This window comes from Gymnodinialimonas sp. 57CJ19 (genome assembly GCF_038396845.1).
Taxonomy (GTDB): Bacteria; Pseudomonadota; Alphaproteobacteria; order Rhodobacterales; family Rhodobacteraceae; genus Gymnodinialimonas.
The window spans coordinates 3,311,155-3,334,101 of the sequence record NZ_CP151587.1 but is presented as its reverse complement, the minus strand read 5'-3'; the positions used below and the strand labels follow the sequence as shown (position 1 = coordinate 3,334,101).

The following is a 22,947-nucleotide window of genomic DNA, read 5'->3' as shown; positions in this document are numbered from 1 at the left end:
ATGAGCACGAAAGACATGCTGAGGGTTCTTGTGGTGGACGATATGTCGACCAGTCGAGGATTGATCATTCAGGCATTGGAATGGATGGGGATCGGCGCCATTGACCACTGCGCGGACGGGCAGGAGGCGCTGCAAAAGCTGTCTGCCGCGCCGGTGCATATGGTTATTTCTGACTATAACATGCCGGGAATGGACGGGCTGCATCTGTTGCACGCCTTGCGAAGCAATCAGCAGACGGCAAAGACAGGGTTCATCCTGATCACGGGCACCACGGACAGCACCGTCATCGACAAGGGTAAGCAGTTGGGGATGAACAATTTTCTGAAGAAGCCATTCTCGCCAACGGCGCTGAAAGCTTGCATCGAACGCGTTGTGGGGCCGCTATAGTGGCGCGGGGCGGGGTATCGACCATTGCGGTAGGAAAGCTGTTCGCCAATCTTTCCCGCGAGGCGGGGCGCTTGGCGCAAGTTGCGCTACGGCTCGATCATGCGCTTGGCGATCTTGCCGCGTCCGATAGCAACGTTGCGGCCTCGCTAATGACGGAGCTTCAGGACATAGATGGCATCGTGCAGGCACTGGATGCCCTACGTCAGATCACGGGCGCCGCCGCTGCAGAGGTCTCAGCCACCGGGGATATGCACCTGCGTTCCCAACCCCTCGGTTCGGGCGTCACCTTGGAAAGCGTACGTGAAGCCTGTCTCAACACCGGTGAGACGGCGCAAACTCAGTGCGCCAAGACGCCGCAAATCGCTTGTTCACTCTTTGAGGAGTTCTGAAACACGGCCGCGCGATGCCGAACGACATCCGTGTATTTGCCACAAACGTCACGTATCAGGCGTATCCTTTGGCGCCCCATCAACGCCACTCGTCCCCCCGTTCAAGTGGTTGAGGACGGGGCGCACATCGGTTGCGCGGCCATCGGCCAACATCACTTCCGCCAACAACGCGCGCAGTGCGTCATCTTTGGGGCTGCGTTCAATCGCCAGCAAAAGGATCGCGCGGGCGGCGGCACCATCCCCGACGGCCATAGCGATCCGTGCTTTTGCTGCCGCGAGTTGAGCAGGCGACGGGACCAGCGCCGCCTTTGGCGGTGAGGAATTATGGGCCGCAAGCACCGCCTCGGCATTGGCGACCAGATTTCGGGCACCAGCGATATTCCGGCTTCTCAAAGCGCTTCGCAGCTCATTGTCGAACGATTTCTCGGACGTGATTCCCCCATCCGCGGCCTCAGGCCGTTGGGCTTTGCGCCATGTTTCGACTGACGGATTTGTACTCTTATGGCCTGCAATTGCTACTTCAGACATGTCTGTGGACTTCCCAGCCATGGTGTTCCCTCTTTCCCAAATGACCCCATCCGCAGGTAGGTTGGCCGCAAAGCGTTGGATTCACAATCATTTCTAATAAGTAACTTCATTGACGCGCACTGATCGGCGCCAGACCTCTCGGCTTTCGCACCCAGGCGGCGGCTCATTCCTGCTCCAACTGCAACCCGTTACTGGGGCAGATAGGGGCGCCACTCATCGTCTGTAAGGGCGACCAGTCGCAATTCACGCGGACATTTCGTTGCGTGAATCGGCGCTTTGCTGCAAACCTTTCATAGTTACTAAGAATTCCCGCGTGTCGTCTTTCACGCGGCCAATTTTAATTTTGATGGAGCTCCACTTGCTGCCCTCTTTTTCTTTCTTTTCGGCATTTTCCCTTCCCATCGCGGCGACCCTCGCCGTCTCCTTTGCCCCCCCGGCGGCCGCACAGGGCATCGCCTTGCCCGACCAAAGCGTAATTGACGCGCAAATGGCGGAATTGGGTGCAAACGTACCGGGCTCCATCTTCGCGATGCAGCCGTTTCGCAATGGCCAGACCGTTACCGATGAGAATGGCACGACCTATGTGCTGACCTCACTCAACCCCCACGTAAACTCATGGTTCGTGCTGGAAATGACGCCCGAGGGCGGTCGTTCGAGCTTTGTGCATTTCGAAAACGGTGACCCAGAGACCTGGGACATCTCGCTGGTCGAAGACGACTACGGCCCCGCACTTTTCATCGAAGGAGAGGGCGATAGCTTCGCCTGCGCACCTTGGGAAGACGGCGAATTGGAGGAAGCGCAGGCCAGCTCGCTGCCCTATGCCCCGGTGTGCGACTGGAGCATTTTCGTCCGCAATCCCGTCACTGGCAACCGCACCACCCGCGAGGCCGTGGCCGAATTCTTGCGCGAGAACGTGATTTTCGGCGAATCCATCGTCAACCTGATCAAAGGCGCGTTCTTCGAGGATGCCTTCATGGTCTCGTCCGAGGGCGAGGAGGAATTGGAGGAAATTAACGGCGTCGAACTGCTCGGCAACGCGCTTCTCTCCAACACGCCCAACATGCGCCCCTATATGGGGTTCGAATTGGCGGGCACCGACGCGGGCGCGATGACGGCGGGCGCCTGGTATGAGGTCGAGGAAAGTCCGGGTATTTACGCCTCGGTCATGCAGCCGGGCATGATTGCCAGCGAAGTGATGCAGAGCGGCGGGGCCAACGGCCTTGATGGGATCGAGCGGCGCGCCGATGTCTATCTTGTGGCGTTTGACATGGCCCGGTTCGACATTGGGTATGAGCTCGGCACCGATCATCCGGGCCTCGAATGGTCCTCGCGCCCACAGAACCGCCATAACCAGGGCCGCGGCCCCGATGGTTTCAACACGCCCGCGCCGCTGGTGCGAACGGGTATGTTGAACCCCGCCTTCGTGGACCGCGTCGCGGCGACGTTTACCGGCGGTTTCAAACGCGATCACGGCGCCTGGCGCTTTGGCGATTACGCGACCTTCAATTACGGGCATCACTACGGATTCATGCAAAACGGCGTGCTCTTGTCGCGCCTTTGGCCGAACCTTGCGACCATGTATCTGACCCAAGATGGCGACGTGAACATGCGCACCTGGACCGAAGAAGATGACGCGCTACTGCCGGAACTGACCTTCGCGCGTCAGAACGGCGTCGCGATTATCGAAGATGGCGTTCCGGGCCCACGGGTCACGTCATGGGGCGGGGGCAACTGGTCGGGCGACGCAAACGCCACCCTGCGCACTTTGCGCGGTGGCGCTTGCGTGCGCACGGTGGAAGGTCGCCAGTTCCTGATTTACGCTTATTTTTCAACAGCTACGCCGTCCGCCATGGCGCGGACGTTCCAAGCCTATCAATGCGATTACGCCATGCTTTTGGACATGAACAGCCAAGAGCACACCTACATGGCTCTCTATATCCACGATGAAGAGGGTGAGGATGAGATGGATGTGCAGCACCTTGTGTCGGGTATGGCCGAGGCCGATCCCGACAACGGGCGCGTCGCGCGTTTCATCTCGGCACCGGACAACAGGGATTTCTTCTACCTATTGCGGAGGCATTGATTGATGGGACTAAGCAGGATTGTAAAAGCGGCAATCGCCGTCAGCGTTTTGGCGGTGACGGGGGCCAACGCGCAGTCATTGGCAGAACGAAATGAGCTTCTTTTCCAGCAATTGCAGGACATCCGGGGGCTCTCCAATGCCGAAATCAACCGCGTGCGCACGATCTTTGCCAACTCGCCCAATGGGTGGATGGGGCAGGGCAATCCGGCGGTAACCCGCCATCCATTCACCCCGGAAGAGGCGGCGGCACGCATCGGCGGCACGGTGGAGCAGGTACAAGCCAGCTACCGCAATCGAGAGTTTGAGAGGATCTGCGGCGGGCCCTACATGGTGCCGCTCTATGATCCCGAAACCGAGACCCCGCGCGACGCGACAGCCTGTGCGGACATGTTCGAATACCCAAACATTCCAATGGTTTATCCCGTCGTCTGGGTCCGCGCCAACGAGGCGGCGCAGCTTTGCGCGGCCGAAGGCGGCCGCATCGGCGACGCCCATGAATGGGAAGGGGCCGCAGCCGGGCAACTACTGCCGCCCGATTATCCCTTCGACAGAGTGCGCGGCATGGGCATGTCTGCGGCGGTCAACACGATCCGCAATTGGCATAACAACCACTACGCCAACACACGCGGCACCTATTCCATCGGCGCGTGGCAATCGGGCGTTTGTGCGACGGGGTCATTCAAGAACGCCTCGTGCAACGGCGGCAGCTTTCAGGGCTGCGGGTCAAACACCTATCCGGCGGGCAGTTTCCCGGCCTGTCAATCGCCCTTGGGCGTCTATGACATTGATGGCAACGCCGCCGAGCATATGAACCTACCCTTGGCTGAAGATCAGATGGCCTCTGCCGGATCGACGACCTTGGGCGTGACCGAGATGAAAGGCTCTTGGTTCATTTGGGATACGATCCGTGCCCATGAACATTGGGCGCGGTGGCGGGCACCGTTTTGGCATGGCACGCGGGTGATGTCCGAGGCGAGCCACAGGAACTATCACCTCGGGTTCCGCTGTTTCCGCGACGTGCAGTAGGTGGGTAAAACACAAAAGGCGCGCCAGATCCGGCGCGCCTTTTGCTTTTTGAAACAGGTTCTTACAGGGACGCGAGGCGAATGGTTGCGCCGGTCAACGTTCCATCAGAGTTCAAGAAACCTGCGTAGCGATCGTCTGTCAGCAGCTCCCGCAGGTCCACGGCACGGCCATCGACGAAAGCCGTGCGGCTGACCAATCGGATGCCATGGGAATAGTCGGCGTAATATTCGCCGTGCACCGTAGAAAGCGGCTGGATCGCGCGGCCGTTGGTGCGGTGCCAGCCGTAAATCGCGACACGGCCTGGATTGCGGGACAAGCGGTTGGCGAGGACCAGATCCTTCTTGTGACCGGCCACAAGCATCCCGGCCTGCACACCTGCGCGCGAGAATTGGCCGTCAATCGTGGCATCGTGGCGCAAGAAGTAGTCCGTGGACGACATGGCAGAGCCCGGCGTCATCGGGGACGGGGCAACACGCACGTCAGCTTGTTGGTAGATCGCGTCAACCATAGTGGTCGTGGGCAACATCATGTCGAAGGCATCGGCGACCCGTAGGGCGGCCTGCAAGCCCAGTGGCACGCGCACGTGGTCGCTGTCGGATCCGATGGCCAGGTAATCGGGCGTCACGCAGATTGTTACCTCAACCGAGCGCCCGCCAACGGTGCCGTTGAAGGTGACGGGGTGCAGGTCGCGGATATGGCTGGGGACGTTTCCGGCCAACGCCTCTTGCACCATGCGGTTGTCGCGGCCCGAGCCCGAGCCGTTTCCAGCGCTTGCCATAACGGCAGAACCGCTGGCAGCAGAGCCAGAGCGGCGCGGGATCGCACGTGCCAGACGGGGCGAGCAATCGCCACTGCCGCCGGCAAAAATGCTGCCGCGTGGGCTTTCACCGACTCCGGCGATGCCCCCCAAAGCGTCGGGTGCTTCCGCGCGGGCGACTTCAACGTCAAACGCTTCCGACAGCGCGGCGGCGCGGGTCACAATCTCTGCGGGGCGCAGAGTGGGGCGCGGGCTGGACGCGGCCAGAAGGGTAGAGGTTTGCGGTGCCGTTTCGGTCGCCACAGGTGCAGGTGTGGCGCCGGGGCGGGCCACCGGATGGGGCAGGGCCAAGGCCCGTTCCGCATCCAAGTTCCGCGCAATGGTTACGACTTGCACCACCTGCGGCACAGTAATGATCATGCTTGGGCGTGGTTCCGGCATCACCGGTGGACGGCCTGCTACAACGGAATAGCGCTCCACCGGATCAGTGGGTGCTGCGGCAACCTCGGCGGGAGCGGCCAATTGGGGGGCGACCCGCGCGCCGGGCGCTTGGTCGATCACAGCAGAGATACTCGTGTCGAAAGCCGTGACATCGGGGTAGCGGCGTTGCGGTGTCGGATTAATCGCGACAACCTCTTCCGTTTCGACCACCGGGCGCGGCGTCGTCACCGCGCCGGACACCACCACATAGGCGCAAGCCGAGGTGATTATGGTTGAGGCCAATACAACGGCCAACACGCCATTCGGCCGTTCCAGCGCCGTGGCTGTCAAAAATTTTGTTCGCGCAAATACACGCGCGATTACTGTCCCGTTCATCGTGAAGCACTGCCCATCTAGTACGTCGCAGCCCTTCAGCCACGGATAATGTCCCTTTGTCTGAGCCAGCCCTAAGGCGGAGGTGTTAATATCGCAACAACGCGCCCAAGATTCTCATCCTGCGCTTGATTTTTGCGCGGAATCTTGCCAGCCGGTCGCGCCTAGATCGAGGTCTTTTTAAACACCGGTTCGGGAATATTTCGGATCACCGCCATGACGAGGCGCCAGATCGGGCGTGTATAGATGACGTTGGTATTTCGCTTCACCGCTTTCACGATCGCGGCCCCGACTTCCTCGGGCTCAGCAGTCAGCGGAGCGGGCGTGTCAATCCCGTCCAACATGGCGGTATTCACGAAGCCGGGCAGCACTGTGACCACGTGAACCCCCTTATTTGCAAGGCGATTGCGAAGACCCGACAGGAATGCCGTGAAGCCCGCCTTGGCCGAGCCGTAGACGTAATTGGACGCGCGACCCCGGTCCCCCGCGACCGAGGAAATGCCAACCAAGGTGCCCGCGCCGCGGGCCTCCATCGCGTTGGCCAGATGCGCCAGAATGCTGGCGGGGCCCTCAAAATTGGCGCGCATAACCTGGGCGGCGGCCAGCGGATCGGCCTCGCTTTCCGATTGCGTGCCCATGGTGCCCACGGCGCAGACCGCAACGGCCGGAAGCGTGGGCAAAGCCTCCACAAAGGCTTTATGAGAATCAGTCGCCAGCGCGTCGAACTCATGAACAGTGACCTCAACACCGAAGCGGGTGCGCAGATCGCTGGCGTCTTCGGCAAGGCGGGACACGTTGCGGGCGGCCAGCTGAATCGGGTGGCCTTCCGCGGCAAAAGATCGTGCCACGGCACGGGCCATGTCAGAGGCAGCCCCCAGGATCAGGATCGGACGGCTCATAATCCCAACCTCCGCGATTGAACGGACGTAAAGCGCTCAGCCATCCCCGCCTGTTTGCGCATGGCGGCGAAGTCCGCGGCACGCGGGTCGGCCTGCGCCACGGCCTTTGGCATCCGGGCGTCCTTGGCCAAGTAGAAGCGGCCCTTGTGGGCCATAGTTATCGTGTCCAACCGTTCCATTAGCGCAAGGCTCCGTTTGTTAGTCGGGAAATCCATGGCGAGCGTATAGCCCTCCATCGGGAAGGAAAACGGGCCGGATTGCGACCCGAGGCGTTTCAGGACGGACAGCACCGACCCTTGGCCAGAGGCGGCTATCGCCTCCATTATTTCGGCCAATCCGGCTTCCGCCGTGTCCTTTGGCAGGGCGCATTGGAACTGCACAAACCCGTGCCGCCCATAGAGCTTGTTCCAATTTGCCAATCCATCGAGAGGGTAGAAGTAGCTATCCCAATCCACCACCGCGCGGCCCGCTTTGCGCCGTTGCAAGCGCCAGTAAATGCTGTTGATCGTGCGCAGGGCTGCTCCCTTGAACAAGAACGGAAGCCCGAACGGGACCGGGGTTTTGCCGGGACGGCCAAGGTCGAACTCGGTGCGGTCCATCGGCAAGTCTTGGGGCAGGGCGTGGCGGCCTTTCAGCAAGATGCTGTGGCCGTGGGTCTTGCCCGCGCTGCAATTGATCCATGCAACGGAATAGGGCGCGTCCATCGCACCCTCAAACGCAGCGATCGTATCGGTTAACGACGTTAACGCTACGCTTTCCTGCACGATCCAAGATGTCTCGACCCGGCGCAGGCGGATCTGCGCGCGCAAGATCACCCCGGTAAGCCCCATGCCCCCAAGGGTCCAATCAAACAGCGCGTCGCCCTGCTTGGTCCGGGTCACCGTGCCATCGGGTCCCATCAGGTCGATCCAGTCGACACAGGTCCGGAAAGAGCCGTCAATGTGGTGGTTCTTGCCATGGACATCGGCCGCAATCGCGCCGCCAAGGCTAACCAATTTGGTGCCCGGCGTGACCATGGGAAACCAGCCGCGTGGCAGGAAAGCTTGGATAATGTCGCCCAGAAGCACGCCCGCCTCGGCCACCAACACCCCGTTTTCAAACGACCGCATTCGGTCCATGCCGGTCATATCCAGTGTTAATCCGGGGTTCAGGGCGGCGTCGCCATAGGCACGCCCGTTGCCCCTTGCGATCAGCGGCGCCTCCAACACCGCTTGGCGCACATCCTCTTGGGTGCGCGCCCGCACGACCCGGCATTCGACCTTGGGAAAACGGCCCCAGCCGCTCAGCATCTTCATCGGGGGCCCCGTTGAAATACAAACCTTCGGTCCAGTTGATACTTCGTCAAATACCCCACCCCGAGGCCGATCAACGCCCCCGCTTCCCTTGCGAAATCTGTGCCCCATGTCAGCCAGAAGGCGGTTTCCGTCACCCAGAAAATTGCCGTCGTCGCCACGCCCATCAGAGAATAGAGGCCAAACTGCCGACCCTGTGCCGCGGCACCTTGGGTCTCATCAAAGAAAACCCATCGCTTATCGAGAAGGTATTTCACCACCAACCCTGCAAGCGTCCCCGCCCCCAAAGCAGCCACGAACCAGAGTGAACCGTCGCCACCCAATAGCACCAGCCGCTGCACCAAAAGGTTAACCGCAACGGCGACTGCCGCGAAGGCCACGTAGCGGATGATAAGGCCAGTGCGCGTCATAGGAACACGGCACCCACGACCAAAACGCCGCACAGAAGGATTACCCACCGCGAGGTGGAATTTGACACCGCAAAGATCATCGGATCGTCGTGCATCAACCCTCGGTCTGCTTTCAGCACCATGCGGCTGATCCAGAATATCAGCAGCGGGCAGACACCCCACAACAACCAAGGCGCGCCGAATTTGGCCTGTGTCGTCGGCTCGTCCACATAAAGGGCAAGGACCAAAACCGCCAGATACCCCGAGGTAATCGCCATCTGGCTGACGATGCGCCGGTCCTCTGCGATGTAGCCGCGGCGTGAGGTTTCGCGGGTGGCAGTCTCGGAATCTGTCAGCTCTGCCAAGCGTTTAACTGCCGCCAGAGCAAAGAAGATAAACATCGAGAAGGCCAAAATCCACACCGATAAAGGAACGCCGATCGCCAAACCGCCCGCGATGATCCGCAAGGTGAACAGAAAAGCCAGCAAGCAAATGTCGACCAACGTGTGCTGCTTGAGATCTACGGAATAGGCGACCGTGGCCACGAAATAGAGCGCCACAGCCCCCAACAAGGCGGGCGTCACGAGCAGTGAGGTAACAGCCGACAATGCCAGCAAGACCGGAATCGCCATGGTGCCGATTTCAGGCGAAAGGGTGCCCGCCGCAAAGGGGCGCAGACGCTTTCGCGGATGGCTGCGGTCGTCGCGTAGGTCCAGAAGGTCGTTAATCAAATACCCGGCAGACGCAGCGAAACTAAGGGCCAGAAACGCTCCGATGATCGGCAAAATCGCCCCGAACCCGTGGCCGGGGTCCGCGATCAAGGGGACCGCGACCAGCAGGTTCTTGAACCACTGCTGCGGACGTATGGCGCGTAGAAGCGCGCGCGGGGGGGCCTCTCTCGGCACGTGTTCGGCGGGGGTGTTGCCTCGGTCAAGGGCGGCTACGACCTTCGGGGTCGCGCCGACGCTGATGGCCTTCTCGGCCCGTTCCCAGACCGCCAAATCCGCCGCGCTGTCGCCTATATAGGTAAAGCCCTGGGGAAAGCGGCCCTGCAAAAAGGCCGCTTTTTCAGTGCCTTTCAGGTTGCGCGTCCCGTCTGATCCGTGAACCTCGTCAAAAATATCCAGATGCGCGGCGATCTTGTCTGCCAATACCTGATCGCTGGCCGTCGCCAAGATCGTGCGCCCACCTTCTGCGCGCCAATCCCGCACGCGGGCGACGATTTCTTCGTCGTAGGGCAGGGTGCCGATATCCACATCGGACAGCTCTACCAAAGCACGTTTGAACGCGGCCCGCCCTTTCTTGAGCTTGCCCAAGGCCCGCACCGTCGCCCACCCGTCGTGCCCCAAGGCCGACCAACCGCATTCGTACAACATGTCCGAGCGCAACAACGTCCCGTCAAGGTCCACAACCAACACAGGGCGCGCGCGTTCTTCGGTGTTCGGGGACTGTGACAGTGACCTATTCCTTAACGTAAATTCGTTAAGAGAAGGTGCCTCAGGGCGATTGCCATGACCAGCGCTTTTTAAACGCTTTTTGCGGCGCGGATACGGGTTGGTATCGACTCAGGCAAACACGCTGTCTATCGTTTCAGAAATTGATTTTACTGAAGGATTGCACCCAATGCGCTTGCCTAAAGCCGTCCTGCGGATCACCTTGATTTCTGTCCTTTCCCTGAAGGCGACAGGTGTTCTTGCCCAAAGCGACGATGCCGCCGCGGCTGTCGAAGAGGCTTTGGCCGCGCTCCTGGCTTTGCGCGCCCCGTCCGAGGAGGATTTGGCGGAGGAACGCGCGGGCGCGGTTGAGGATGCCTTGGGGGCTTTTGAAACATTGGCCGCAGAGAGCGCAGAGCGGGCGGAAGCAGAAGCCGCAGCGACCCGCGCCACGGCGGTTGAAGACGCTACAACGGCTTTTGCAGCATTGGCCGCTGAAAGCGCCGCTCGGGCGGAAGCGGAGGCCATGGAAGCGGCGTTGGCCGCCGAGCGGGCCGAGGCGGTTGAGCAGGCTTCCAGCGCGTTCGAGGTGTTGGCTGCCGAGAGTGCCGCTCGCGCCGCAGAGGCTGCCGCTGCGCAGGCGTCCTTGGCGCAATGTATTGAAATTGCAGGGGAACCCTCCGCCGAGAATTATACGACTGAAGAAGAACAAACAGCCGCGCTCGACGCGTTGCGGGCGGCGTTCCCCGCGTGCCGGGAGGCGGCGGAAGCGCTGCCAGAGGAGGGCGCGCCGCTCTACCATCTGGCATCGGCAGCGCAAGCGGCTGGACGTCACCGCCGGGCCGTGCCGCTTTATGAACGCGCCGCCGAGGCGGGCGTTGCAGCAGCCATGACGCGCCTGGGAGATTACCACAATTTCGGCCTGCGCCCCATCCGCGAAGATGCTGCGCAAGCCGTTGAATACTATAGACAAGCTGCTGACTTGGGCGATCCCGCTGGCATGGCGACACTGGCCTTCATGTACCGCCTTGGACGCGGCGTAGAGGCCGACAGCGCAGAGATGGTGCGCCTGATGCGCATGGCCGCGGAGGCGGGCTATCCCTTTGCGCAATACAACCTTGCGCAGACCTTTTTGGACGGCGAAGGGGTGCCCGGTGGCGTTGATGAGGCCTTGGGTGTGCCCAATGCCCGCCGCGCCGTGCCGCTACTCGTGACTCTCGCCAGAGATGGAAATGTCGAGGCAGTTCAAGACCTTATCGCCCTCTATTCCGATGGGGCAGAGGGCGTTCCGGCCAATGATTTCCTGCGTGGCGGCTGGGTCGAAGCGCTGGCCGAGACAGGCGATCCACGCGGAATCGCGGCGCGTGGTTTTCTGTTCGAGCACGGCATCGGGCGTCCCGCGAACCCGGAATTGGCCGCCGCTGACTATATCGCAGCCCTGGAAAGCGGAGAGGTCGACATGAACGATCTTCGCGGCACGATCGACGGCCAAACGCCCCGATGGGACGGGGCCACGGCACGCGCATTTCAGACGATTTTGCAGGAACGCGGGCTTTACACGATGGCGATCGACGGCGATATCGGGCCGGGAACCCGCGCGGCGGCGCGTGGGTTAACCGACTGATAAATAAGAGCTATTCTCGGTCCATTGCGTGATATTCCGGGTTCGGCATCATGTCTGACGCGATGGCGAAGCGGTTAGACATGTTGAAGAACGCGATCACGTCAGAGAGGTCGAAGATCTCATCCTGGCTCAGGCCCACGGCCTCTAGCTTGGCGCGTTCTTCGCCTGCGACTTCCCAAGGTGCAGTGGTTAATTTCCACGCGAAATCAAGCATGGCTTTCTGACGTTCGGGCAGTTCTGCGACGCGGTAGTTCATCACCAACATTTCACCCAGCTGTGGGTCGCCGGACATCTTCCGTACCGCTTGGCCGTGGGCCACAAGGCAATAAAAACAACGGTTTGCCGAAGAGACGACCACGGCGACCATCTCTCGTTCCAGTTTGGTTAATCGGCTCTCGCCGAGCATGAGCGTGTTATAATACTGCCCGAACGCCCGAAGCTTTTCCTGGTTAACCGAGAAGGTCCGCAAGACGTTTGGCACCATCCCCAGCTTTTCTTGGCAGACCTCAAAATACCGCTTCGTGTCATCGTCGAGGCTGTCGAAATCGGGCAGGTCGTAGATAGAGACGTGGTCGGGTTGCGGCATGGAATCCTCCGATAATCAGGTGTGGGGGTGTATCAATGGTGTATCAATTGCGAATTGGGCACGGCGCGTCACGCCACGGATAGCCCCTCATCGGACAGGCCATCAAGGCGCGGCATCAGCGACAGAAGTTGCTGCGTGTAGGGATGCTGGGGAGAGGCGAACAGCGCCTCTGTCTCGGCGACTTCGACCAGCTCACCATTCTTCATCACGCCGACGCGGTCACACATCTGGCGCACCACGGGCAGGTCGTGAGAGATGAACAACATGGTTAACCCAAGATGCTCTTGCAGATCCTTAAGGATGTTAAGGATTTGCGCCTGGATCGAGACATCAAGCGCGCTCGTCGGTTCATCACAGATCAGAAAACGCGGCTGGGTCGCCAAGGCCCGCGCGATGGAAATACGCTGCCGTTGACCGCCGGAAAACTCGTGCGGGAATTTCAATCCCGCCTGCGCCCCCAAACCCACCCGGTCGAGCAGTTCGTTTACCCGATCTTTCAACGCTTTGCCCGTCAGAAGACCGTGGTGGCGGGCGGGCTCTGCGATGATCTCATCCACCCGCATCCGGGGGTTCAGGGACGAATAGGGGTCTTGGAAAATCATCTGGATTTGCTTGCGATACCAGTCGGGCACGCCGCCGGGCTGGTTCGACACGGGCTTGCCGTCGAAAGAAACCTCGCCGCCATCGACCTTGTAGAGCCCGGCAATCATCCGTGCGATGGTGGATTTTCCCGAGCCGGATTCCCCAACCAATCCAAACACTTCGCCTTCCTTGATGTCGAAGGTCGCGGTGTCCACGGCGGTAAACATCTTGCGGTTACGCGGCAGCAGCGCACGGGTCTGGACGAAGCGTTTGGTGATCCCGTCGGCCTGCACCAAGGATTTGGAGGGGTCGATCTGAACCTCGGGCCAGTTCCGCTTGAGGTCTTCAATCGCGAATTCCATCACGCGCCCGCCATAGGAGATCAGCGGGAAGCGGTGCAATTTGCGCGTCGGACGCGGCACGGCGGCGATCAGCGATTTGGTGTATTCGTGCGCGGGCTGGCCAAGGATTTGCGCGGTGGGGCCAGTTTCCACAACCTCGCCCATATACATGACGGTAACCTTGTCCGTTGTGTCGGCAATCACGCCCATATCATGGGTAATCAGGATCACGCCGACCTGACGCTCTGTAGCAAGTTCCTTAATCAGATCAAGGATTTGCGCCTGGATCGAGACATCAAGCGCGGTCGTGGGCTCATCCGCGATGATCACATCAGGCTCGGAGCAAAGCGCCAAGGCGATGACCACGCGCTGCCGCATCCCGCCCGAGAATTGGTGCGGATATTGGTCAAGCCGCGCCTCGGGGTCGGGGATGCCGACCCGGTCGATCAGGGCACGGGCGCGGTCATTGGCCTCATCCGTCGTGACGTCGAGATGTTCAGAGATCGTCTCAACCAACTGTTGGCGCACGGTGAACAGCGGGTTTAACGACGTTAACGGATCTTGGAAGATCATCGAAATCTTCTTGCCACGCAGGGACCGCATGGCGTCGGCATCAAGGCCCGAGATTTCCTCACCCTTGTAGCGGATGATCCCGCCCGCGATACGGCCGGGACGGTCCAGAAGGCCCATCACGGCGGCGCCGATGGTGGATTTTCCGGCCCCGGATTCGCCCACAAGCCCGTGGATTTCGCCGGGCTCCACCGAAAGGTTAGCGGCCTTGACGGCTGTGAACAGCGCCCGGCGGGTGGGGAATTCAACGGTGAGGTTTTCGATTTCAAGCAGGGACATCAGCGCAACCTCGGGTTGATGGCGTCACGGAGCCAATCGCCGAGAAGGTTAACGGCGAGCGCGAGGACAAGAAGTGTGGCAGCGGGGAAGACGAGAATCCACCATTTGCCGGAGAACAGGAACGTCTGACCGATGCGGATCAGGGTGCCGAGAGAAGGCTCGGTGGGCGGTGCGCCGACGCCGAGGAAGGAAAGTGTCGCCTCGGCGATGATCGCCAAAGCCAGCGAGATCGTGGCGATGACAAGCACAGGGGACAGCACGTTCGGCAGGATGTGGCGCGCCATGATGACAAAGGACGAGCGGCCAATCAGGCGCGCGGCCTGGACGTATTCCTTGTTGCGCTCCACCAATGTCGCGCCGCGCACGACACGGGCGAATTGCACCCAGTCCGACAGGCCGATGGCGAAGATCAGCACGATCAGGGCCATCTCGTCGCGGTACTCGATCGGGGTGACGCCTTTGGCGATCCCCGAGATCAGAAGCGCCACAAGGATGGAGGGGAAGGTCAGCTGGATATCGGCGATGCGCATGATGATCGTCTCGGTCCAGCCGCCCACATAGCCCGCGATTAGGCCCAGGGTGACGCCCAGGATCAGCGCGAAGGATACCGCCGCAAAGCCCACGAACAGCGAAATCCGAAGGCCGAACAGGATGGTCGAGAAGACATCGCGGCCTTGGTCATCGGTGCCCAGAATGAAGCTGTCCCCGGTAAACGGCGAGGGCGTGCCGGGGGGCGTCAGCCCGTTCATCAGGTTGAGGGACGCCGGGTTGAACGGGTCATGGGGCGCGATCCAAGGCGCGAAGATGGCCGCGAGGACCAGCACCAAAGTCACAATCGCCGAGATCAGAGCCACGGGGGAATGGAGGAAGGCGTAGCCGACATCGCTATCAAGCGCTCGGGCAAGGCGGGATTTGGCCTTGGGCGCGGGGGAAGAAGGAGTATCGCTCATGTCGTTTTCCCATCCACGCGCAGGCGCGGGTCAATCGCCACATAAAGAAGGTCCACGATCAGGTTGATCCCCACAAACATGACAGAGATCAGCATCAGATAGGCCGCCATCACGGGGATATCGACGAACTGGATCGCGTTGATGAACAAAAGCCCGACACCGGGCCATTGGAAGACCGTCTCGGTAATGATCGCAAAGGCGATGATGGAGCCCAGTTGCAGGCCGGTCACGGTAATCACTGGCACCATGGTGTTTTTCAGGGCGTGGCGGAAGTTGATCGCCCGGTCTGAAAGCCCACGGGCACGGGCGAAACGGATGTAGTCGGCGCGCAGCACCTCCAGCATCTCGGCCCGCACAAGGCGCATGATGAGGGTCATTTGGTAAAGACCCAGGGTGATCGCCGGAAGGACAATGCTTTGCAGCCCGTCCCAAGTGGCAAGGCCCGAGTTCCACCCGCCGACCCAGCCGAAAATGTGGCGGGTATCGCCCCGCCCAAAGATCGGCATCCCCCCGGTATTGAAGGTGATGTCCGTGAAGGGAATGCGCACCTCAAGGCCGACGCCGAAGGCATAGATCAGCAGAACACCGATCAGAAATGTGGGCAGGGATACGCCAATCAAACTGGCGGACATGATGAAATTGGCCCAGAAACCATCGCGGCGAATGGCGGTGAAAATCCCCAGAACAATGCCCATTCCCAACGCGATCAGGCCTGATACGAGGGCCAGTTCCAGCGTGGCAGGCAGCCGTTCGATGATGATCTCGGCCACGGGGCGGCCTTGGCGGTAGGAGATCCCGAAATCGCCCTGCACGGCACGCACGAGGAAGTCCCAATACTGCAGGAAGAACGGCTTGTTGAGCCCAAGGACTTCGCGCAGACGTTCGATATCCTGGACCGTGCGTTCCTGGCCCAACATCGTATCGACAGGGTCGCCCACGAAACGGAACATGGCAAAGGCCACAAGCCCCACGACCAGAAGGACGAGGATGGACTGGGCGATGCGTTTGAGGATGAAACTAAGCATTCAACGGTTCTGCGCTGTGAATAGGTGACGGGTCAAGCCGCGACCTGAGGGTTCTGGCGAACCTGTGAACCAAGCGCCGACGTGGGGAGAGTTCGAGAGGGGCCCTGAAGCCCCTCTCGATTGTGGGGTTTGGGGGATAATTCCCCCAAGTTTGCGCGGCCCAAAGCCCCCCGAAGGGGCGGCAAGGGGCGCAAGGGGTCTATTCTACCGGAAGACCCATCCTCACCCATCGCAGGATGAAGAAGTTGTCAGGACGTTGCGTCAGCTCGATCCCGTCGGCAACGCCCCAAAGCAGAGGCTGCACATACATGGTGTTGTAGACCGCATCCTGCTGCACGATGGCCGCGGCCTCATCCAGCATCGCCTGACGCGCATCGGGGTCAATCTCGGACTGGATCAGGGGCAGCATCTCGTCGATGCGGGGGTTGGAATAGCCGCCGAAGTTCCAGGTACCCAAACGCTCACCGTTGGTATGGACGAGGAACCGCAGGGGGTGCTCGGCGTCGAACGTGCCGGGCGACCAGCCCAGAAGGTACATGTCGTAGTTATCGGCCCGCAGTTCCGGCCAGTAGTTGGACACGGGCATGGTTTCGAGCTGAGCGTTCAGGCCCACTTGTGCCAACATGCCCACAACGGCTTGGCACACGGCCTCGTCGTTGAGGTAGCGGTCGTTGGGGCAGGACAGGTTGAAGGTGGCCCCCTCGGCGCCGGCTTCGGCAATCAGCGACCGCGCCAGGTCTTGGTCATAGGCGGGACGCGCTGCGTTGGCCTCGGAGAAGCCGCGCATGGCGGGGGAGACAAGTTGGCTGGCCTCTTCCGCATTGCCGCCCATGATCGCTTGCAAAATGGCCGGCACGTTGATCGCGTGGCCCACGGCTTGGCGCACGCGGACATCGGCGAAGATGTTGTCTTCCCCGCTCAGCAACGTTTCGTGGTCATGGCCGTAACCCAGCATAATCACGCGGGCCTCAATCCCCGACAGCACATGCACCCCGTCAGAGGCGTTAACGCGGTCGGCGTCTTGCACCGGCACAGGGTCGATCAGGTCAACGTCACCTGCCAGAAGGGCGGCCACGGCGGTGGCAGAGTTCTGGATTGGCGTGAAAATAGCCTCGGTCACGTTATGCTCGACCTCGCCCCACCAGCCGTCGAAGGGCACAAGCACGGTTTCCAGATCGGGCTGGCGGCTTTGAAGCATGAAGGCGGCGGTGCCGTTGACGTTGCGGGTGGCGAAGTTCTCGGTGTCGCGGGCAGGGCGCTCGGCCCCGTTTGCTGCGGCCCAATCGCTATCCATCATCATCCAGTTGGCGATGCTGTCAGGGAAGATAGGCTGCGGAGAAGTGGTAAGGATATCGACGGTATATTCATCCACTACTTCAACGCCCGACACGACGGCAAACCAGCTGGCCACGTCGCTATCTTCCGAGGAAGCGCGTTCGTAGCTGAACAGCACGTCATCGGCGTTGAACGCCGCGCCATCATGGAAGGTCACGCCTTGGCGCAAGGTGAAGCGCCAGCCCGCGCCGTCGGGCAGAGGTTCCCAGCTTTCGGCCAAGGCAGGTTCGATCGCCATGTCACGACCACGACGCACGAGGCCTTCGTAAACGTTGTTAAGGAAACCCAAAACAGGCGCAGAGGACACCGCGTGGGGGTCCATGGTTTGCGGATCAGTTGTGGCGGACCAGCGGAAGGTTTCAGCCTGCGCCGGAAGTGCGGTAGCCAGCGCAAGAACGCTAGCGGTGAGAAGGCGGTTCATTTGATATCTCTCCCCAGAGGTAGGTGGCGCATGTTTTGCGCCTATCGCCGGGCAGGGTGGCGCATTGGTTGATATAGCGCGAGGGGAGAGGTGGTCACGAAACTGTGAGATTGCGCAGGGCTGTTGTGCAAATACGCACGAATGCAGCGAAGCGCCTGTAAATTCACTCAAAATGAAAGGCGCGGCCTAGGGCATAAGGCCGCGCGATTGGGGATTAGCTATGGACGGTCAGGCAGGAGCAATCAGCACCCCGGCTGACTTTTTGGCTGACTGACCCCAGAAACAGGCTGGCGACAGAGCCCAAACCGCGCCGCCCCATGACGATCAGGTCAGCGTCATTGAGCTTGGCAGCGTCCAGAATGGCATCGGCAGGATCGCTATCGCCGATAGTGGTGCTGGCGGGCGCGGTGCCTAGCTCTGTCGCGCGGGCGGTGGATGCCTCCATAACCTCTTGACCGGCAAGCATAATCTGTTCGGGCGTGACGGGTACATCAACCACCGAGAATCCGACCGCTACGGCCGTGGTTTCCAGTTGCGGCGAGTGAACAAGATGCACCGCCGCGCCAAAGGTCTTGGCCAGCCCACAGGCGGTTTCCAAGGCTTTGTTAGAGGCTTCCGAGCCATCGAGGGCAACAACGATTGAAGTGAACATAGGGGCGGTCCTTTCGATTAGGTCACGCGGGATTGCGCCTATGACACTGCCAGACATGCGCCCCGGCTGCTTTGATCTTTGTCAAACCGGGAGCAGGCCGGCATAAAAAAGCCTGCCCGAAAGATCGCGCTTCCGGGCAGGCCAATGGTTAAAGGCGTTAACGCCTTTTTTGTGGGGTTTAGTTCAGTTCGAAATACTGGAACTTCACCTGATCGTCGGCATCCACCAGCGTGGTCCACGCATCCGAGATGCCCCAGTTCAGAACCTGGTGGTGGATCGGCAGGTAGATCAACTCGGCCGAGGCCATGGTCCAGAGGTCGGCGATGGTCTGATCGCGTGCCTCAAGATCTGTCTCGGACGACAGGGAAACGATCATCTCGTCCATCGCAGGGTTCGAGAAGCCGGTGCCGTTCCAGCTGCCACGACCGTCGGTGCGGGTGTGGTACAGGAAGTTGAAGACATACTCGGAATCATACGTCGGCACGCCCCAACCCAACATATAAAGGTCGGTTTCGCCATTCGCGATCAGCGGGAAGTGCTGGGCGCGGGGCAGGGCAGAGAGGTTAACGGTGATGCCAATCTGGGCGAACATGCCCACAGCCGCCTGACAGATCGACTCATCATTCACGTAGCGATCGTTAGGGCAATCAAGCTGGATCGAGAAGCCGTCGCCGTAGCCCGCTTCTTCCATCAGAGCTTGCGCAGCCTCAACATCATAGGCGGGATAGGCCTCTAGATCTTCGGTCCAGCCGTTAACCGGGGGCGGCAACATCGCGCCGGTGGGATCAGACTGGCCCCGCATCACGACCTGCATGATCGCGTCACGGTTAATGGCGATGTTCATCGCTTCACGCACGCGCGGATCGGCCAGCGGGTTGGCGCCCTCCACATCGTCACGCTCCAGATCGTCGGCACCGACGTTGAGGCCAAAGAAGATGTTACGGTTCTGCGGCCCTGTGCCAATGCCGATGCCATCGGCCGCTGCCACACGCTCCAGATCCTGCACCGGCAAGTCTTGGACGAAGTCCACTTCGCCGCCCAGGAAGGCGGCCAGACGGGTGGCGGGGTTCTGGATCGGGGTGAAAATGACCTCGGTCACGTCCATCGGGAACAGGTCCATGCCCCAATATTCAGGGTTCTGGGTCAGCACCGTCTGCACGTCCGCCTCTCGGCTTTGCAGAATGAAGGGGCCGGTGCCATTCACATTGCGGGCCGCAAAGGTGTCTTCGCCCGCGGCGAAATCTTGCACGTCCTCGGCGCCGTTCTCGACCGACCAACCTTCATCCATCATCATGATGTTGGTGAGGTTGTTGGGCAGCAGTGGGTTGGGGCCTTCTGTCTCGATCTCGACGGTGAAGTCGCCCGTGGCACCGACCTCCACAACACCCGACAGCAATTCCTTGAAGTTCGACGCTTCCTGCATCGCCCGGTTGAGGCTGAACACCACATCGGAGGCGTCGAAGCTTTCGCCGCCATGGAATGTCACGCCTTCGCGGATCTGAAACACCCAGATGTTGGGGTTATCCTCGCTGGGGCCCCATTCGGTGGCCAAGGCAGGCTCCATCTCGCCGGCCATGTTGCGCGCGACCAGCGGGTTGTAGATCTGGTGCATGAGGGTGGTTGTCGGCCCCTCGTTCTGGCTGTGCGGGTCCAGGGTCAGCGCCTCGGCCGCGCGGGTCCAGCGCAGGGTTTCAGCGGAAAGCGAGGTCGCGGTGATGGCGGTTGTCGCCAGCAAGGCTGCGCCTAGCGCGATAAAACGGTTGGTCATTCTAGTCTCCCGGTTGTGATTTTGAAGTCGGGTCACGGTCGTTGCCGTCCGGGAACACTATTAATGCACCGCGCGACTTGTCCAGTTCACAGGGAGAGTAATTTGGCAAAGGGTCGTAAGGTTAACGTAATTAACCTTCTGCAACAGTCGCGCCTTCAGGCGGCCAGCTCGATCCAGACGGGAACGTGGTCCGATGGTTTCTCACGGCCGCGCACATCCTTTTCGATCCAGCAATCCAGCAGAAGATCCGCAGCCTCCGAGCTCAGCAAGTGATGGTCGATGCGGATGCCGTCGTTCCGGTTCCAAGCGCCGGCCTGGTAGTCCCAGAAAGAATACATCCCCGGCGCTTGGTTGCAGGCGCGAAAAGCCTCGGTAAATCCAAGGTTTAGGAGGCGTCGGAAGGCGGCGCGGCTTTCTGGGCGGGCAAGGGCATCTTCCCGCCAAACCTCGGGGCGGGCGGCGTCTTCATCTTGCGGGATGATGTTGTAATCCCCCGCCATCACCAGCGGCACTTCACTCGCAAGAAGGTGCTGCGCATGGGCGTGCATCCGCGCCATCCACGCCAGTTTGTAGTCGTACTTGGGACCGGGCACCGGGTTGCCGTTGGGCAGATAGAGGCCGCAGACACGCACCGCTTCAGTGTCTCCGATCACTGTCGCCTCGATCCAGCGGGCCTGTTCATCTTCGTCATCACCGGGAAGGCCGCGGGTGACATCTTCGAGCGGCAGCTTCGACAGGATTGCGACCCCATTGAAGCCCTTTTGCCCATGGGTTTCAACGGTATAGCCCCGGTCTTCAAACAGCTCCCTTGGGAAGCCTTCGTCCACGGATTTGATCTCTTGCAGCAGGGCCACGTCGGGCTTTGAGTCATCCAGCCAATCGCCAAGGGCGTTGATGCGGGCCTTAACGCCGTTAATATTGAATGTCGCGATCCGCATGGGCGCAGTCCCTTTCGTGAGCCATGACCCGCGCGGGCCACGTCCCCCGTTTTGCCCCTTTGACGCGCGCTTGCCAAGCGGTGCTTTGGGCGCGTTGCGCGGACGTCTCCCCCTATGCGGCGGCGCGGCATGATCTGGGACAAGGTTTGGTTTAACAGCACAATTGGGGGCGTTCCGACATCGGGGCACCCTTCGCCCGAAGTGACCAAGCAAGTCGCCGACGCGGATCACGAAAGTCCGATTGCCGCGCCTTAATCGGAACGTTTTTCTGCCAACCAGGCCGCCGCGCTGAGTTCATCGTCGAAGTTCTTGATTTCCAACCCCGGCAACAGCGCGGATTCGATCGTGGCGGCGGCTCGGAACAGCTGATTGTCGCTGACAAAGGCGGCGCGGTCGATCTGATGAAGCACGGTAATCATTTGTGGCCAATGGCGCAGCTCTACCCCAATCGCTCCGATCGAGGGCCATTCCGCCCCTTGGTCAATCATTAACAAATCGCCATGGGCCATCCCCTCCATCTCGAGGGTGAGGGTCTGCAACGCCGCCTCCATCGCCACGGAATCGAGGGCTCCGGCCATGGTGACCCGCAAGGAATTTGGGCCTGTGCGATCAACGGTGAAATGAGATTGGGTCATCGGGATCTCCTGTCTGGTGGGGTTGGGGCAATGGTGACGTAAAAGAGGTGGGGGCGCCTTGATCAAGGTCAAGGAAACCGGGGCGAGGGGCGCGCACCGGGTCATGTGACGGTGCGTCCTTCTTGCCGATCCACAGGCGGCGCGATACCGTCACGGGCAAGGGAGGGCGACATGCCAAATAAAAGAGAATTACCAAGCGTTTTTAATGGGTTGAGACTGCCTGTCGTGGGCAGCCCCCTGTTCATCGTGTCCAGCCCCGAGCTGGTCATCGCCCAATGTTGCGCAGGCATTGTGGGCTCTTTCCCGGCGCTGAACGCGCGGGAAAAAGACGGCGACCCGATCGCGTTGGAGGCGTGGTTGAAGCAGATCACCGAAGCGTTGGACGCGTGGAACCAAGCCAACCCCGACACCCCGGCCGCGCCCTATGCGGTGAACCAGATCGTGCACCGGTCCAACGCGCGACTGGAGCGCGACCTGGAGATCTGCGCCCGCTGGAATGTGCCGATCTGGATCACCTCCCTCGGGGCACGGGAAGAGGTTAACGATGCCGCCCATTCCTGCGGCGGCATCGCGTTGCACGACGTGATCAACAACACCTTCGCGAAGAAGGCGATCTCCAAGGGTGCGGATGGGTTGATCGCCGTCGCCGCAGGGGCCGGCGGGCACGCGGGCCAACAATCGCCCTTCGCGCTGGTCCAGGAAATCCGCGAATGGTTCGACGGGCCGCTGCTGCTCAGCGGATCTATCGCCACGGGGGACGCGGTGCTGGCGGCGCAAGCGATGGGGGCGGATTTGGCCTACATCGGCTCTCCGTTCATCGCGACGGACGAGGCCCACGCAGCCCCGGCCTACAAACAGATGATCGCGGATTCCGGCGCAGAGGATATCGTGCTTTCCTCTTTGTTTACGGGCGTTTCCGGGAACTACTTAAAGCCGTCGATCACCGCCGCAGGCATGGACCCTGACGCGTTGGAAAAGGCCGATGTCAGTGCCATGAATTTTGCGGATGGCGCGTCCAGGCCCAAGGCATGGAGCCAAGTGTGGGGCGCAGGCCAAGGCATCGGCGCGGTTAAATCCGTCGGCCCGGCGGGCGAACTCGTGGCGCGGTTGGAGCGTGAATACAAAGCGGCCCGCGAACGCCTGCTTTAATTGGCCGGGGCGCCTCGTCGTGAGGCGCCCCGCTGCTTGGTTGAACCTTCGGTGGGAGGCTTGGGGCCGTAGATTCCTCTTTTCGAACATTCATCC

Annotated in this window: 21 protein-coding genes; 6 read left to right on the top strand and 15 right to left on the bottom strand. The window is 60.9% G+C overall.

Annotated elements, in window-relative coordinates; translation table 11 throughout:
• Both AADW23_RS16255 and AADW23_RS16250 read left to right on the top strand, forming a co-directional pair.
• A complete protein-coding gene (locus AADW23_RS16255) occupies positions 1 to 387 on the top strand; it encodes a response regulator (protein WP_341861988.1) in 387 nt (128 codons plus the stop codon).
• On the top strand, positions 357 to 776 hold the full coding sequence (locus AADW23_RS16250; protein ID WP_341861987.1) for a hypothetical protein: 420 nt from the start codon (positions 357 to 359) through the stop codon (positions 774 to 776). Before AADW23_RS16255 ends, AADW23_RS16250 begins: the two co-directional genes overlap by 31 nt.
• A gap of 48 nt (positions 777 to 824) precedes the next feature.
• On the opposite strand, the gene AADW23_RS16245 is transcribed toward AADW23_RS16250, so the two are convergent.
• Positions 825 to 1,325 carry a hypothetical protein gene (locus AADW23_RS16245; protein WP_341861986.1) on the bottom strand — a complete coding sequence of 167 codons (501 nt, stop codon included), beginning with the start codon at positions 1,323 to 1,325 and terminating at the stop codon, positions 825 to 827.
• A gap of 337 nt (positions 1,326 to 1,662) precedes the next feature.
• Here AADW23_RS16245 and AADW23_RS16240 point away from each other — a divergent pair, with 337 nt between their 5' ends.
• Both AADW23_RS16240 and AADW23_RS16235 read left to right on the top strand, forming a co-directional pair.
• The gene (locus AADW23_RS16240; protein ID WP_341861985.1) at positions 1,663 to 3,387 is read left to right on the top strand and encodes a hypothetical protein; all 1,725 of its coding nucleotides are present in this window, start codon (positions 1,663 to 1,665) and stop codon (positions 3,385 to 3,387) included.
• Positions 3,388 to 3,390: 3 nt separating this feature from the next.
• Positions 3,391 to 4,413: an SUMF1/EgtB/PvdO family nonheme iron enzyme gene (locus tag AADW23_RS16235; protein WP_341861984.1), complete on the top strand. Its 1,023-nt coding sequence runs from the start codon at positions 3,391 to 3,393 to the stop codon at positions 4,411 to 4,413.
• Between the two features lie 61 nt (positions 4,414 to 4,474).
• On the opposite strand, the gene AADW23_RS16230 is transcribed toward AADW23_RS16235, so the two are convergent.
• The 5 genes from AADW23_RS16230 to AADW23_RS16210 all read right to left on the bottom strand — a co-directional run bounded on the left by AADW23_RS16230 (position 4,475) and on the right by AADW23_RS16210 (position 10,020).
• Positions 4,475 to 5,893, bottom strand: a complete 1,419-nt coding sequence (locus AADW23_RS16230; RefSeq protein WP_341861983.1) for a hypothetical protein — start codon at positions 5,891 to 5,893, stop codon at positions 4,475 to 4,477.
• 254 nt (positions 5,894 to 6,147) lie between these two features.
• The gene (locus AADW23_RS16225) at positions 6,148 to 6,882 is read right to left on the bottom strand and encodes an SDR family oxidoreductase (protein WP_341861982.1); all 735 of its coding nucleotides are present in this window, start codon (positions 6,880 to 6,882) and stop codon (positions 6,148 to 6,150) included.
• Positions 6,879 to 8,177, bottom strand: coding sequence for an FAD-binding oxidoreductase (locus tag AADW23_RS16220; protein ID WP_341861981.1), 1,299 nt, complete (start codon positions 8,175 to 8,177; stop codon positions 6,879 to 6,881). Before AADW23_RS16220 ends, AADW23_RS16225 begins: the two co-directional genes overlap by 4 nt.
• On the bottom strand, positions 8,174 to 8,584 hold the full coding sequence (locus AADW23_RS16215; RefSeq protein WP_341861980.1) for a GtrA family protein: 411 nt from the start codon (positions 8,582 to 8,584) through the stop codon (positions 8,174 to 8,176). Before AADW23_RS16215 ends, AADW23_RS16220 begins: the two co-directional genes overlap by 4 nt.
• Complete coding sequence (locus AADW23_RS16210) at positions 8,581 to 10,020, bottom strand: UbiA family prenyltransferase (RefSeq protein ID WP_341864347.1); 1,440 nt, start codon at positions 10,018 to 10,020, stop codon at positions 8,581 to 8,583. Before AADW23_RS16210 ends, AADW23_RS16215 begins: the two co-directional genes overlap by 4 nt.
• A 166-nt stretch (positions 10,021 to 10,186) precedes the next feature.
• Between AADW23_RS16210 and AADW23_RS16205 the strand changes: the two genes are divergently transcribed.
• The gene (locus tag AADW23_RS16205; protein ID WP_341861979.1) at positions 10,187 to 11,620 is read left to right on the top strand and encodes a tetratricopeptide repeat protein; all 1,434 of its coding nucleotides are present in this window, start codon (positions 10,187 to 10,189) and stop codon (positions 11,618 to 11,620) included.
• Positions 11,621 to 11,630: 10 nt separating this feature from the next.
• On the opposite strand, the gene AADW23_RS16200 is transcribed toward AADW23_RS16205, so the two are convergent.
• The 9 genes from AADW23_RS16200 to AADW23_RS16160 all read right to left on the bottom strand — a co-directional run bounded on the left by AADW23_RS16200 (position 11,631) and on the right by AADW23_RS16160 (position 21,702).
• Complete coding sequence (locus AADW23_RS16200; protein WP_341861978.1) at positions 11,631 to 12,206, bottom strand: peroxidase-related enzyme; 576 nt, start codon at positions 12,204 to 12,206, stop codon at positions 11,631 to 11,633.
• Between the two features lie 68 nt (positions 12,207 to 12,274).
• The gene (locus tag AADW23_RS16195; RefSeq protein ID WP_341861977.1) at positions 12,275 to 13,978 is read right to left on the bottom strand and encodes an ABC transporter ATP-binding protein; all 1,704 of its coding nucleotides are present in this window, start codon (positions 13,976 to 13,978) and stop codon (positions 12,275 to 12,277) included.
• On the bottom strand, positions 13,978 to 14,928 hold the full coding sequence (locus AADW23_RS16190) for an ABC transporter permease (protein WP_341861976.1): 951 nt from the start codon (positions 14,926 to 14,928) through the stop codon (positions 13,978 to 13,980). Before AADW23_RS16190 ends, AADW23_RS16195 begins: the two co-directional genes overlap by 1 nt.
• Positions 14,925 to 15,953 carry an ABC transporter permease gene (locus AADW23_RS16185; protein ID WP_341861975.1) on the bottom strand — a complete coding sequence of 343 codons (1,029 nt, stop codon included), beginning with the start codon at positions 15,951 to 15,953 and terminating at the stop codon, positions 14,925 to 14,927. The genes AADW23_RS16190 and AADW23_RS16185 overlap by 4 nt, the downstream gene beginning before the upstream one ends.
• 199 nt (positions 15,954 to 16,152) lie before the next feature.
• On the bottom strand, positions 16,153 to 17,709 hold the full coding sequence (locus tag AADW23_RS16180) for an ABC transporter substrate-binding protein (protein WP_341861974.1): 1,557 nt from the start codon (positions 17,707 to 17,709) through the stop codon (positions 16,153 to 16,155).
• A gap of 214 nt (positions 17,710 to 17,923) precedes the next feature.
• Entirely contained in the window at positions 17,924 to 18,361 is a 438-nt protein-coding gene (locus AADW23_RS16175) for a universal stress protein (protein ID WP_341861973.1), read from the bottom strand.
• 178 nt (positions 18,362 to 18,539) lie between these two features.
• Positions 18,540 to 20,129 carry an ABC transporter substrate-binding protein gene (locus AADW23_RS16170; RefSeq protein ID WP_341861972.1) on the bottom strand — a complete coding sequence of 530 codons (1,590 nt, stop codon included), beginning with the start codon at positions 20,127 to 20,129 and terminating at the stop codon, positions 18,540 to 18,542.
• Between the two features lie 155 nt (positions 20,130 to 20,284).
• Entirely contained in the window at positions 20,285 to 21,067 is a 783-nt protein-coding gene (gene xth, locus AADW23_RS16165; RefSeq protein WP_341861971.1) for an exodeoxyribonuclease III, read from the bottom strand.
• Between the two features lie 251 nt (positions 21,068 to 21,318).
• Positions 21,319 to 21,702: an STAS/SEC14 domain-containing protein gene (locus tag AADW23_RS16160; RefSeq protein ID WP_341861970.1), complete on the bottom strand. Its 384-nt coding sequence runs from the start codon at positions 21,700 to 21,702 to the stop codon at positions 21,319 to 21,321.
• Positions 21,703 to 21,873: 171 nt separating this feature from the next.
• Between AADW23_RS16160 and AADW23_RS16155 the strand changes: the two genes are divergently transcribed.
• Complete coding sequence (locus tag AADW23_RS16155; RefSeq protein ID WP_341861969.1) at positions 21,874 to 22,851, top strand: nitronate monooxygenase family protein; 978 nt, start codon at positions 21,874 to 21,876, stop codon at positions 22,849 to 22,851.
• Positions 22,852 to 22,947 lie beyond the last annotated feature (96 nt).